At 58.8% G+C, this 12,726-nt stretch carries 12 protein-coding genes, 1 tRNA gene and 1 pseudogene; 4 read left to right on the forward strand and 10 right to left on the reverse strand.

Annotated features, from left to right (window positions below; all coding sequences use genetic code 11):
• Positions 1-116, reverse strand: a pseudogene (locus tag BN77_RS34775) (pyridoxamine 5'-phosphate oxidase family protein); the annotation flags it as partial.
• A gap of 100 nt (positions 117-216) precedes the next feature.
• Positions 217-1,197, reverse strand: coding sequence for an MBL fold metallo-hydrolase (locus BN77_RS12615; RefSeq protein ID WP_007532332.1), 981 nt, complete (start codon positions 1,195-1,197; stop codon positions 217-219).
• A gap of 134 nt (positions 1,198-1,331) precedes the next feature.
• On the opposite strand from BN77_RS12615, the gene BN77_RS12620 reads away from it, so the two are divergent.
• Positions 1,332-2,228, forward strand: a complete 897-nt coding sequence (locus tag BN77_RS12620; protein WP_007532333.1) for a LysR family transcriptional regulator — start codon at positions 1,332-1,334, stop codon at positions 2,226-2,228.
• A 135-nt stretch (positions 2,229-2,363) separates the two neighbouring features.
• On the opposite strand, the gene BN77_RS12625 is transcribed toward BN77_RS12620, so the two are convergent.
• Together BN77_RS12625 and BN77_RS12630 are read right to left on the reverse strand one after the other, a co-directional pair.
• Positions 2,364-2,438, reverse strand: a tRNA-Glu gene (locus BN77_RS12625).
• Positions 2,439-2,678: 240 nt separating this feature from the next.
• Positions 2,679-3,740 (reverse strand): class I SAM-dependent methyltransferase, encoded by a 1,062-nt coding sequence (locus BN77_RS12630; RefSeq protein ID WP_007532335.1) that lies wholly within the window; start codon positions 3,738-3,740, stop codon positions 2,679-2,681.
• A 230-nt stretch (positions 3,741-3,970) separates the two neighbouring features.
• Between BN77_RS12630 and BN77_RS12635 the strand changes: the two genes are divergently transcribed.
• Positions 3,971-4,405 carry a hypothetical protein gene (locus BN77_RS12635; RefSeq protein ID WP_007532336.1) on the forward strand — a complete coding sequence of 145 codons (435 nt, stop codon included), beginning with the start codon at positions 3,971-3,973 and terminating at the stop codon, positions 4,403-4,405.
• A gap of 114 nt (positions 4,406-4,519) precedes the next feature.
• On the opposite strand, the gene BN77_RS12640 is transcribed toward BN77_RS12635, so the two are convergent.
• From BN77_RS12640 to BN77_RS12655, 4 genes are all read right to left on the reverse strand, one after another.
• The gene (locus BN77_RS12640) at positions 4,520-5,293 is read right to left on the reverse strand and encodes an amino acid ABC transporter ATP-binding protein (RefSeq protein WP_007532337.1); all 774 of its coding nucleotides are present in this window, start codon (positions 5,291-5,293) and stop codon (positions 4,520-4,522) included.
• Between the two features lie 20 nt (positions 5,294-5,313).
• On the reverse strand, positions 5,314-6,468 hold the full coding sequence (locus tag BN77_RS12645) for an amino acid ABC transporter permease (RefSeq protein ID WP_007532338.1): 1,155 nt from the start codon (positions 6,466-6,468) through the stop codon (positions 5,314-5,316).
• A gap of 1 nt (position 6,469) precedes the next feature.
• Positions 6,470-7,672 (reverse strand): amino acid ABC transporter permease, encoded by a 1,203-nt coding sequence (locus BN77_RS12650; protein ID WP_007532339.1) that lies wholly within the window; start codon positions 7,670-7,672, stop codon positions 6,470-6,472.
• 92 nt (positions 7,673-7,764) lie between these two features.
• Positions 7,765-8,790 (reverse strand): amino acid ABC transporter substrate-binding protein, encoded by a 1,026-nt coding sequence (locus BN77_RS12655; protein WP_007532340.1) that lies wholly within the window; start codon positions 8,788-8,790, stop codon positions 7,765-7,767.
• Between the two features lie 369 nt (positions 8,791-9,159).
• Between BN77_RS12655 and BN77_RS12660 the strand changes: the two genes are divergently transcribed.
• Entirely contained in the window at positions 9,160-10,350 is a 1,191-nt protein-coding gene (locus BN77_RS12660) for a cystathionine beta-lyase (RefSeq protein ID WP_007532342.1), read from the forward strand.
• Here BN77_RS12660 and BN77_RS12665 read toward each other — a convergent pair whose 3' ends face one another.
• Positions 10,351-11,502 carry an FAD-dependent monooxygenase gene (locus BN77_RS12665; RefSeq protein WP_007532344.1) on the reverse strand — a complete coding sequence of 384 codons (1,152 nt, stop codon included), beginning with the start codon at positions 11,500-11,502 and terminating at the stop codon, positions 10,351-10,353.
• A gap of 25 nt (positions 11,503-11,527) precedes the next feature.
• The gene (locus BN77_RS12670) at positions 11,528-11,773 is read right to left on the reverse strand and encodes a zinc-finger domain-containing protein (RefSeq protein ID WP_007790335.1); all 246 of its coding nucleotides are present in this window, start codon (positions 11,771-11,773) and stop codon (positions 11,528-11,530) included.
• A gap of 154 nt (positions 11,774-11,927) precedes the next feature.
• Here BN77_RS12670 and BN77_RS12675 point away from each other — a divergent pair, with 154 nt between their 5' ends.
• Positions 11,928-12,713 (forward strand): alpha/beta fold hydrolase, encoded by a 786-nt coding sequence (locus tag BN77_RS12675; RefSeq protein WP_007532347.1) that lies wholly within the window; start codon positions 11,928-11,930, stop codon positions 12,711-12,713.
• Positions 12,714-12,726: the final 13 nt, after the last annotated feature.

The raw sequence follows: 12,726 nt of genomic DNA on the forward strand, positions 1-12,726 counted from the left end.
GTGAGGGTGTCTGAAGGGCGGTTGTCAGCGCCCAGCCGTATCTGCTCCACCCCCATATTCGCCTGAGCTGCTCTGACGCTCGGCGTCACAGCAATCTCAAGAAAATGATATGGCATGCCTATTCTCCTTACCCAGGCAGGATCGCATCGTTGTCTCACGGTGCGAGCCCGGATCTATTTTTGGACAGCCGAAATCAGAGATCACCCAGAGCAGACATCAGTCCTGCAAGGCCCAGTCTGCGACCTGCCAACGCATCTCCCCATGATCAGCAACAACACGACCGAGCCCAGGGAACGGCATGTGCGTCGCAGCGATGAGTGCTCCCTCCGACGCAGCACGCGGAAAGAAGCGATCGCGCATCGCTTTCGCTGCAGCACGGTCCTGCTCGAACAAGAAGAACACATCGGTCGCGGCCGGATGCACGACCGGAAAAATCATATCCGAAACCATGATCATGCTCTTCCCGCCATCTTCGACCCGTACGCCGATATGGCCGGGTGTATGGCCGGTCAGGTCGACGATCGAAACGCCCCGCATGATCTCGCGCTCTCCGTCGATCGCTTGGAGCCTCGGATATAGCCGCACGACTTCCTCCGCCATCCTGAAGCTCGTCTGCAGATAATCAGGCGCCCCATTGCGCTTAACCGGATCGGTCCAGTGAGCAATGTCGCGGCGATCGATATAAAGCTCGGCTCCGGGGTAGTTGTTCTTGCCTCCCAGAACCAGCCCACCCATGTGGTCCTGGTGCATATGCGTCACAATGACCGCGTCGATCTTGTCGGGCTGCAGACCGAGCTCGGCGAGTGCCTGTGGTAACCGTCCGGTCTGCCCGATCGAACCTGCCGCACCGGCATCGATCAGGATGCGGCGCTCGCCATCTTCGACGAGATATTGGTTGAAGAGGAACCGAACCCCACTCGGCCGGGCGGTAAACTGTGCGCTTGCCGCCCCCTCGACTTCGGGCGCTGAGCGCCCCGGAAAGTAGTCGTAGGGCATATCGGCATACCCATCCGTCAGTGCCGTCACGGTGAACCGACCGATTCTTATCTGTGCGAACGGGGTCACCGCAACAGGCGCCTTGGCAGCTTCCTGCGTCGCCGCACGGGCGGCGGACTCGCCGAGCACACCAAGGAGGCTTCCCCCGATGAGGCCGAGGGGCAGGGCGCTGGCAAAGGCGCGACGTGAAAGTTGAGGCACGACATCTTCCTCCGGATCAGTAGCACGATGGGAGCTACGTCGAGCCCCTTGACGACCCGGATGCTATGACATCCACAAATAACGCGATATCTTGCCAATTTGGAAACATGTTTCTCATTTTACGGAAGGTTTCGATGGATCGTTTTGACGCGATGTCGGTTCTATTGGCCGTAGTCGACGCTGGCAGTATTTCTGCCGGGGCACGGCGGCTGAGTGCGCCGCTTGCCACGGTCAGCCGCAAAGTGGCCGATCTTGAAAAGCATCTTGGCGTTCGCTTGGTCGTGCGCACCCGCCGCGGCCTCGCCTTGACGGAGGAGGGGGGCGCCTTCGTCGCCGCGTCACGTCGAATTCTTGAGGAGCTGGACGCAGCGGAGCGGCAGGCCAGCGGCGATTATGGAGCGCTTCGTGGTGGGCTGCACGTGACCGCGCCGATTGCCTTCGGCGAGCGCCATTTGCTGCCAATTGCGCTCGAATTCCTCAAGGAGCAACCCGATATCAACCTGCGGCTGACCCTGACTGATCGGCAGCTAAGTCTGGCTGATGAGCAAGTCGATGTTGCCCTACGGATCGGGCACCTGCCGGACAGCGCGATTATCTCCACGCGGGTTGGCGCCGTCCGCCGGGTGATCTGCGCGAGCCCCGACTATCTCGCCCGCCGAGGAGTGCCGCGCCAGCCGGAAGACCTCGCCCCGCATGATGGCATAAGCTTCCAAGGCTTCGCGACCGCCCCGGAATGGCGATACCGCCGGGACGGCGCGTCCTTCGCTGTCGAGCCGCGCCCCAAGCTCGCGGTCAACACGACAGAGGCAGCTATTCAGGCTGCACTAGCGGGTATCGGCATTATTCGCGTGCTTTCTTACCAGATCCACGAACATTTGCGCTCCGGCACTCTGCAGGAATTGTTGGCGGACTTCGCACCGGAGCCGCTGCCAGTAAATGTTATTCACGGACCAGCCGATCCACTGCCGCTGAAGGTACGGTGCTTCCTTGACTGGATCGGTCCCCGACTGCGCGCGCAGATGGCATCCTAGTGTTCCGGCTAGGGCACGCTATTGCAAACATACGAGATTTGGAGACAGCTGCAAAATAAGCGGCTTGCCAGAAACCCGACTAATTACCGAATTTCTGCATTGAGGCGCTAAGCGACTGATTTTGACGGAAAACGATGGCACGCCCTAGGGGAGTCGAACCCCTCTTCCCAGAATGAAAATCTGGTGTCCTAACCGATAGACGAAGGGCGCTTCCTTCGTGGTGGCGCCCTTATAGTCAGGCACTTTGAATCCCGCAAGCGGCAAAACGAGAAAAAATCACAATGGCGCGAATTTTTGTTTGTGTCGCACGCGTGGCGCGCCGCGCGCTTTGATTATCTGTTTGATATCATGATATTATTTACCACTCCGCAACCTGTTTGTAGCTATGTGGAAAAGTTTCATGAACGCTGGTCAGTCGGAACAGGCCGCGTCGCCGATGACGCAATTTCCTCAGGCACGCACCTCGAAGACCATGTTGAAGGGTGTTTCGGTGGCGCGGCGGAAATGCTTGAATCCGGCGTCGAGGGCGACTTTTCGTAGCCTGGCTTCGCCGGCCTGAGCGCCGAGCCCGAGTCCGACCTCCTGCGAGAGTGATGCCGGAGTGCAGATCATCGTCGAAGCACCGTAGTAGACGCGACCAACCGGATTGAGGTTATCCTTCAGGCAGTCATACGCGAAAGGCTCGACAACCAGCCAAGTTCCGTCTGCAGAAAGCGATTCCTTGACGTGTTTGCCGGCACCCACTGGGTCCCCCATGTCATGCAGGCAGTCGAACATGGCGATGAGATCGTAGTTTCCGTCCGGAAAGCCAGCCGCGGGAGCCTGCTCGAACGTGACACGATCGGAAACGCCGGCCTCCTTGGCCGCAGCTTTTGCCCGCTCGATCGACGGCGCATGATAGTCGAAGCCGAAGAACTTTGAAGCGGGATAGGCTTGAGCCATCAGGATCGTCGAAGCGCCGTGGCCACAGCCGACATCGGCGACTTTCGCGCCGGCTTTCAGGCGCGCCTCAACGCCCTGTAGTGCCGGAATCCAGTCGGCAACGAGATTGTTGTTATAGCCTGTCCGGAAGAAGCGCTCCGTGCCGCGGAACAGGCAAGCACTGTGCTCATGCCATCCAACACCCCTGCCGGTACGGAAGGCGTCGGCCACCTTCGGTTCGTCCATCCACAAGGACTGCACGACCTGGAAAGCGCCGCCGAAGAAGGCAGGGCTGTCTTCCTCGGCAAAGACCATTGCCTGCTCCGGTGTGAGGAAAAAATGGTCAGTGTTCTCATCATAGCTGAGGTAGTCGGCGGCCGCGAGTGCCGACAGCCACTCCCTGATGTACCGCTCCTTTATGCCGGTTTCCTTCGATAAATCAGACGAGCTGCGTGGCTTGCCGTCGGCCATGGCCTTGAACAGGCCGAGGTCATCGCCCAGGACCACCAGCGCCCCGGATACAGCCGCGCCCACGTCGCCGATCAACCGACCGACGAGTGCATCCACTTTCTGCATGTCGGGTTCGCGCATGTCTTCCTCCCTCGGAAATGCAGCTAAAGGCCAGCCGGCCCGGCACCATACCACTGCCGGTATTTGCCGCCAAAACAACATCGTGGCATTGCGGGCAAGCTATTCTGCCTGCAGAAGACTTGCGTGATCGGTGAAGAAAATTAACGTGCTGGTTGCGCCAATTGTCGCGTTGACAAGAAAAATGGGCAGATCGATAGTTTGCTTGCCCCTAGAGGCGTGGAGGAAAGATCATGATGAAACATGTGACTATTCTTGCATCCGTTTCCCTGCTCGGGGCCCTGGCGTTTGCCACGCCGTCCTCGGCGCTGACGATGAAGGAATGCAGCGCGAAATATAAGGCGGCTCAGGCTGACGGTTCCGCAAAGGACATGAAGTGGAACGATTTCCGCAAGGCGCAGTGCGGTCCGGACGCGACCGCGGAGCCGGATGTCACGCTCAATAGCGGCGAAGAACCAGCAAAGCCGACAATGACGGCGCCCAAGGGCGTTTCGTTCCCGACAGCCATTGCACCGAAGTATGCGAAAGAAACGCCCGGCAAAGGCCGGATGCACACCTGCGTCGATGCCTACCACCAGAACAAGGACGCCAATACGCTCAACGGTCTGAAGTGGATCCAGAAGGGCGGCGGCTTCTACAGCCTCTGCAATGCCAAGCTGAAGGGGTGACAGGGCCTTTGTTTGTCCTGATGCGCTCGGTCTTAAACTGACCGTCGAAAAATACGATAAAAAGAAAGGGCCGTCCGAAAAGTCCGACGGCCCTTTCGTTGTTCGCCAATCGACTTAGTGCAGGATCTGGCTGAGGAAGAGCTTGGTGCGCTCGTGCTGCGGATTGTCGAAGAACTCGGCCGGCGAATTCTGTTCGACGATCTGCCCCTGATCCATGAAGATGACGCGGTTGGCGACCTGGCGCGCAAAGCCCATTTCGTGCGTCACGCAGAGCATGGTCATGCCTTCCTCTGCAAGTCCGACCATGGTCTCCAGAACTTCCTTGATCATTTCAGGGTCGAGCGCAGAGGTCGGCTCGTCAAACAGCATGATCTTCGGGTTCATGCAGAGCGAACGGGCGATCGCTACGCGCTGCTGCTGGCCGCCGGAGAGCTGACCCGGATACTTGTTGGCCTGCTCCGGGATCTTGACACGCTTCAGGAAGTGCATGGCGATCTCTTCCGCCTGCTTCTTTGGCATCTTGCGCACCCAGATCGGCGCCAGCGTGCAGTTTTCCAGAATGGTCAGATGCGGGAAGAGGTTGAAGTGCTGGAAGACCATGCCGACTTCGCGGCGCACTTCGTCGATCTTCTTGAGGTCGTTGGTGAGTTCGACCCCATCGACGATGATCTGACCCTTCTGGTGTTCCTCGAGGCGGTTGATGCAGCGGATCATCGTCGATTTGCCCGAACCTGACGGGCCGGCAATAACGATACGCTCGCCGCGCATCACCTTGAGGTTGATGTCGCGCAGTACGTGAAAATCACCGTACCACTTGTTCATGCCGATGATGTCGACGGCAACGTCGGTCGCCGAAATGGTCATCTTCTTTGCTTGAGCCTCAGCCATATGTTCGTTCCCTTAATCTTTTATCGTTTGTGGCCGGTATCGAGATAGCGTTCCATGAAGCCTGAATAGCGCGACATGCCGAAGCAGAACAGCCAGAAAACGAAGCCAGCGAAAATCAGACCTGTCAAGGGTGTGACTGCGCTTGCCCAGTTGGCGTCGGAAAAGTTCAGTCGGACGATACCGAGCAGGTCGAACATGCCGATGATCGACACCAGCGACGTGTCCTTGAACATGCCGATGAAGGTGTTGACAATACCGGGGATGACCAGCTTGATCGCCTGCGGCAGGATGATGAGCCGCATCTTCTGCCAGTAACCAAGGCCGAGCGAGTCGGCGCCCTCGGACTGGCCCTTCGGAATCGCCTGCAAGCCACCGCGAATGACTTCGGCCATATAGGCCGAAGCAAAGATCGCGACACCGATCAGCGCTCGCAGCAATTTGTCGATCGTGTAACCGGCCGGCAGGAAAAGCGGCAGCATGACGCTTGCCATGAAGAGCACGGTGATCAGCGGTATGCCACGGATGATTTCGATAAAACCGACGCAGACCATCTTGATGACAGGCATCTTCGAGCGGCGGCCGAGCGCCAGGATGATGCCGAATGGCAGCGATACGGCGATGCCGACGAACGACAGCACCAGCGTCACCATCAGGCCGCCCCAGAGCGGTGTATCGACGATCTCGAGTCCGAAGCCGCCGTAAAGGAGCCAGAAGGAAAGAACCGGCAGGACGGCAAACAGCAGAATGGCGTTGAGGCGTTTGAACGGCGCCTTGGGAATCAGCATGGGCGCGAGCAGGAGCACGAACAGGATGCCAACAATCGTCGGACGCCAGCGCTCGTCAAGCGGATAGCGACCGAACACGAACTGGTCGATCTTGGCGCCGACGAATGCCCAGCAAGCGCCACTCCAGCCATCAGGCTGGGTGCCGCCCTGAACGGCGGTCGCGCAGAAGGTGCGGTCCGTTCCGGTCCAGACGGCCTGAATGAACAGCCAGTTGATCATGTGTGGCAGCGCCCACGCCAGGAACGTGACAGCAATAACGGTCAGGACCGTGTCCTTGGGTGTTGCCAAAAGGTTCTTTCGAACCCACGCCCACGCGCCGGCTTCGCTGCGCGGTGCTGGCGCGGGGTCGAGAAATGCGGTTCTGACGAACGATTGGTTGGATACCGACATCTTATCTCTCCACCAATGCCATCTTGGCGTTGAACCAGTTCATGAACAGCGATGTGAGGATGCTGAGCGTAAGATAGACAACCGCCCAGATGAACACGATTTCGATTGCCTGCCCGGTCTGATTGAGGATCGTGCCGCCGACGGCAACGAGGTCCGCAAATCCGATGGCGATCGCCAGAGACGAGTTCTTCGTCAGGTTCAGGTATTGGCTGGTCAGCGGCGGAATGATGATGCGCAGCGCCTGCGGGATGACAACAAGGCGTGTGATGCTTGACGGATGGAGGCCAAGCGCGCCGGCTGCTTCCGACTGGCCCTTGGGGACGCCGCGAATACCAGCGCGGACGATCTCAGCAATGAAGGCCGCGGTATAAAAGGATAGCGCCAGGAACAACGACATGAATTCGGGGCCGACGACGGAGCCGCCTGTAAGATTGAATTTGCCCGCTACGGGAAGGTCAAACGACAGCGGCATGCCGGCCAAGAGGAAGGCCAATATTGGCAGCCCGATGATCAGCCCGATGGAAACCCAGATCGTATGGAATTGCTTGCCGGTTGCAGCCTGGCGCTTGTGCGCCCAGCGTGCGACGATTGCAGTCGCCACGATCCCGACCAGGAATGCCACGCCAACCGCCCACATGCCTTCACCGAAGATCGGCTTCGGGAAAGCGAGCCCGCGATTGTTGAGGAACATGTTCAGCGGGAGGTGAAGGGATTCTCTCGCCCCTGGCAGAACGGCGAGAACACCCTGATACCAGAAGAAAATAACGAGCAGTGGCGGGATGTTGCGGAAGACCTCGACATACACCGTGCAAAGCTTGGCGATCAGCCAGTTGTGTGACAGGCGTCCAATGCCGACGATGAAGCCGATAATCGTGGCCGTGATAATGCCGGTTACCGCAACGAGAATGGTGTTCAGAAAGCCGACGACCAGCGCTCGCCGATACGTTGCGTCGCTCGAATATTCGATCAGCGACTGGCCAATGTCGAAGCCGGCGCGTCCGTTGAGAAAGCCGAAGCCGGAGGCCGTGCCGGCGCGCGCAAGATTTTGGGCCGTGTTATGGGCAATCCACCACACGAATCCGACGATGATCGCGACGGTCAGAACTTGGAAGAAAATTCCCCGAAATCTCGGGTCGTAGATCACCGACTGGAACCTCCAGCCAGTGCTAAGCACATGCGACGTGTGCACAGCCTCTTGCGTCATGCCGAGCCTAATCCCCTATGAGCCCGTTTTCGGGCTTTTCTCTTTGTTAATGGGAAGGCGGCTAACCGCCTCCCCAAGTCGTAGCAAGCCGATCAACGAACCGGCGGAGCGTATTGGATGCCGCCCTTGTTCCACAGTGCATTAAGGCCGCGCTCGATCTTGAGAGGGCTGCCTTTGCCGACATTGCGCTCGAAGATCTCACCATAGTTCCCGACGCCCTTGATGATGTTATAGGCCCATTCGTTGGTGAGCCCCATATCAGTGCCGATCTTCGTATCGGCTTCCGTGCCGAGGAAGCGCTTGATGTCGGGGTTTGGAGAGTTCTTCATTTCATCGACGTTTGCCTGGGTAATCCCGAATTCTTCGGCATTGACGAGGGCGTAGGCCGTCCATGATACGATGTCGAACCACTGATCATCGCCCTGGCGAACAGCCGGGCCAAGAGGCTCCTTCGAGATGATTTCCGGAAGAACCATGTGCTCGTCGGGGTTCTTCAGCGTCAGGCGCAGCGAGTAGAGGCCCGACTGGTCGGTCGTGTAGACATCGCAACGACCGGCGTCATAGGCGGCGTTGACTTCTTCAAGCTTCTCGAAAACGACCGGATTGTACTGGAGGTTGTTCGACTTGAAAAAATCGGCGAGGTTCAGTTCCGTCGTCGTGCCGGACTGTACGCAGATGGCCGCGCCGGACAGCTCAAGCGCCGACTTCACGTTCAGGCTCTTGCGAACCATGAAGCCCTGGCCGTCGTAATAGGTGACCGGGCGGAAGTTGAAGCCCTGCGCCGTGTCGCGGTTGATCGTCCAGGTCGTGTTACGCGACAACACGTCAACTTCACCCGACTTCAGCGCCGGGAAGCGATCCTTGGCCGACAGCGGCGTGTACTTCACCTTGGTCGGGTCACCGAAAACGGCCGAAGCAACTGCCTTGCAGAAGTCGACGTCAAAGCCGGCCCAATTGCCGGAAGCGTCAGGCTGCGCGAAACCAAGAAGGCCGGTGTTGACGCCGCACTGAATAAAACCCTTTGCCTTTACGTCTTCGAGCGTCGTGGCAGAAGCTGCCGAAGCGCCAAGTCCGAAAATAGCTGCGCCGATGGCGACCGACAGAAGCTTGATCTTCATTTTTTCCCAACCTTTTCCTTTGTCTTATCTTTTTGTGAGAGCGTTCGCCGAAGCATGCGAAACCTCCCATATGACCCGACACCCTCCCGGCGCGAGTGGGTATATCACAGTCGCAAATGTCACTATGGTCAAGTGTCGCAATGAAAGATTGCGTGATATTTCGGCGTTTCCGCAATCGAGTCCCGTAAAATAAGCAGATGACTATCGAAATAGCGGCCTTTGCCGAAAAAAAACGCGGAAAAGCGCTGATATATCTGAGGAATCTGCATGGCAGGGATGCTCTACCCAGGCCCGATACGGGGTTGACCGATTGTTTCGTGCGGTTCAAGAGTTTGCCGACTGCATCCCACCGCCAGAGGCAATTCCAATATGAAAGATAAAGACGGCCCGCTTCAGAACGCTGGCATCAACACGCGCCTTTCCCACCTCGGCAACGATCCGGCCGAATACCACGGTTTCGTCAATCCGCCTGTTGTTCACGCCTCGACAGTGCTCTTTCCAAACGCGCGAGCCATGGAAACGCGTGCGCAGAAGTACACCTACGGGACGCGCGGGACGCCGACAACCGATGCTCTTTGCGAGGCGATCGATGCGCTGGAAGGGTCCGCTGGAACGATTCTCGTGCCGTCGGGCCTTGCGGCCGTTACTGTCCCGTTCCTGGCGTTCCTGTCGGCTGGCGACCACGCATTGATCGTCGATTCGGTTTACGGACCGACCAGGCATTTCTGCGACACGATGCTGAAGCGTCTCGGTGTCGAGGTAGACTATTACGATCCAATGGTTGGCGCGGGCATCGAGGCGCTGATCAAGCCGAACACCAAGCTCGTCCATACGGAAGCGCCCGGCTCGAATACTTTCGAGATGCAGGATATTCCGACGATCGCAGCAATCGCGCACAAGCACGGCGCGATCGTGACGATGGACAACACCTGGGCGACGCCTGTTTACTTCAAGCCGCTGGACTTCGGTGTTGATGTCTCCATTCACGCAGCCACCAAATACCCGTCCGGGCACTCCGATATCCTGATGGGGACGGTTTCGGCAAACGCCAAATACTGGCCGCAGCTTCACGAAGCGAACATAACGCTCGGCATTTGCGGGGCACCTGACGACGCCTATCAGATCCTGCGCGGGTTGCGCACCATGGGTGTCCGCCTGGAGCGCCATTACGAAAGTGCTCTTGCGATCGCCAAATGGCTGGAGGGCAGGGAAGACGTTGCCAAGGTGCTGCATCCGGCGCTGCCGAGCTTCCCGTCGCACGAATTGTGGAAGCGCGACTTCAAGGGCGCGAGCGGCATCTTCTCTTTCGTGCTTGCCGTCGATGCACCGGAAAGGTTTAGGGCAAAGGCCCATGCTTTCCTCGATGCGCTACAGATCTTCGGCCTCGGTTGGTCGTGGGGCGGTTTCGAAAGCCTTGCCGTTCATGTAAACCTCAGCGATCGGCGCATTCGAAAGGCGCCGAGCGAAGGACCGGTCATCCGCTTGCAGATCGGGCTTGAGGACGTCGCTGATATCAAGGCCGATATCGAGCGTGGCTTTGCCGCGGCAAAGGCTGTTTGATCAGGTGCTGGCTCGGTAGCCGTAGATCCAATCGAGATCCGCCGCGAGGCTTTGCGGCGGTCGCAGCGCCAGGACTATGTCGCGGCCGATACGTATCGGTCCGCGGGCGTGGTAGGCAAACTGGTTGAATGCACCGCGCTGGCGCAGCCGCGCAATGCGCGGCGTGCGATGCGCTTCGAACAACTGTAGCGCTTCGGCAACTGGCCGTTTCGCCACGAACTTCACAAGCTCATAGGCGTCCTCGATCGCCATTGACGCGCCCTGCGCCGCAAAGGGCATCATTGCATGCGCGGCGTCGCCGATAAGGACGCAATCGCGGCCGTTTTGCCAACGCCCAGTCGTCGTTTCATAGAGAGGCCAGAAGGTGATGTTGTCGGCTTCGGCGAAAAGCCGTGGTATGGCAGGATGCCATCCGGAAAACCGTGAAAGCAGTTGTTGACGCTGCGCTTGCGTCGGCTCGCTGGTCCAGTCATGTGACGCGGCATTGCCAGCGGTGATCGCCACTATATTGAAACTGCTGGCTTCCCGCAGCGGATAGCAGACGAGATGCGCTGAGGGGCCAAGGAACGCCGAAACGCTCGTGCGTTCAAGAAAGGCGGGCGCCTTTGCCGCTTCTATCGTGAAGCGGTAGGCGATGTTTCCGGAGAAGCGAGGCGAGGGGCTGCCTTCGATGTTTTCCCGAACCTGCGACCAGACGCCGTCCGCACCAATCAGAAGATCCGCCGGGCGCGATAGCTCGGACAACACCCGGCCCTTGACCCGCGCTCCAAGATGGAGCTTGCAAAGTGGCTCCTTAACGACCGCGTCGAGCAGCCTGCGCTGCAAGGTGGAGCGATGGAGTACGCCATAGGGGGCGCCCCACCTGGCGCGTGCAAATCCACCGGCAGGAACGGCTGCGAGCTGACGCAGCGTGGTTCCGGATACAAGCCGAATGGAGTCCGGCTCGAGCCAGGCGTCGGTCAGGTGCTCGAGGACGCCCAGTTCCGCCAGGATGCGAGAAGCATTCGGCGAAATCTGCAGACCGGCCCCCACTTCGGTCAGTTCGGGCGCCTGCTCGAATATCTCGGAACTGATGCCGTGTCGCGCAAGCGCCAGCGCAGCCGTAAGGCCCGCTACGCCCGCGCCGACGATGGCGGCATGTTCAGCCGGCATAGGCTGTCCGATCTTAGATTGGGTCTCAGGCAGCCTTGACGTGGAAGACGCAGCCCGCCGGATTGGTCTGGTTTGCCTTCAGCGCACCATTGAAACGATAGAGGGTCGAGCAATAGGAGCAGACCTTTTCGTTCTCATCGCCCATGTCGATGAAGATGTGCGGATGATCGAACGGAACGGAGGCGCCGGTGCACATGAACTCTTTCACACCGACTTCGATAACGCGGTGTCCGCCGTCGTTCTGGAAGTGGGGAATATTGTGGCCGGCCATGTTCGTCTCCGAATGCTTGTAACGTGCGCGGACCTTATAGTCCTTCACCGCAAATGTGTAGAGCCAAAGAACACAGCCGAGCACAGTTTTTGCACCTGCGAGGGTTTCAGTTCGATGACCTTTTAAATATGGTCCGGCAAAAAAGGACCGTCCGATGAACTTGAATACGCCCGTTTTTTCCAGCTTCGCGCATAATGGTCTGAAGCTCGCCTTCTTCGACGAAGGTGATCCTTCGGGCGCGCCGGTGCTGCTGATCCACGGATTTGCCTCAAGCGCCAACGTGAACTGGGTTCATCCGGGTTGGCTGAAAACGCTCGGCGACGCGGGTTATCGTGTTATCGCCATCGATAACCGGGGACATGGTGCAAGCGACAAGCCACGCGACGCGGAGGCCTATCGTCCCTGGCATATGGCGGGCGATGCAATTGCGCTCCTCGATCACCTCGGCATTCCGGAAGCCAACCTCATGGGTTATTCGATGGGAGCCCGGATTTCCGTCTTCGCGGCACTTGCCCACCCAGACCGGGTCCGCTCGCTGGTTCTCGGGGGTCTTGGGATCGGTATGACGGACGGCGTCGGCGATTGGGATCCGATTGCCGACGCCTTGGTGAAGCCGTCGCTCGACGATGTCGTCCACGACCGCGGGCGAATGTTCCGCGCCTTTGCTGATCAGACAAGGAGCGACCGTGAAGCGCTTGCCGCATGTATCAAGGGCTCTCGCGATCTGGTCGCACGATCCGACATGGCGAAAATTGACGCGCCAACCTTGATCGGCGTTGGAACGAAGGACGATATTGCGGGTTCAGCTCAGGAGCTTGCGGCATTGATGCCCCATGCTCAGGCGCTTGATATTCCCGGTCGTGATCACATGTTGGCCGTGGGAGACCGCGTTTTCAAGAAGGCCGTGCTGGAGTTTTACGCCAAAGTCGCCGGCCAGTGACACGACTTGTTCA

Origin of the sequence: Rhizobium mesoamericanum STM3625, from assembly GCF_000312665.1 — a bacterium.
GTDB lineage: Bacteria > Pseudomonadota > Alphaproteobacteria > Rhizobiales > Rhizobiaceae > Rhizobium > Rhizobium mesoamericanum.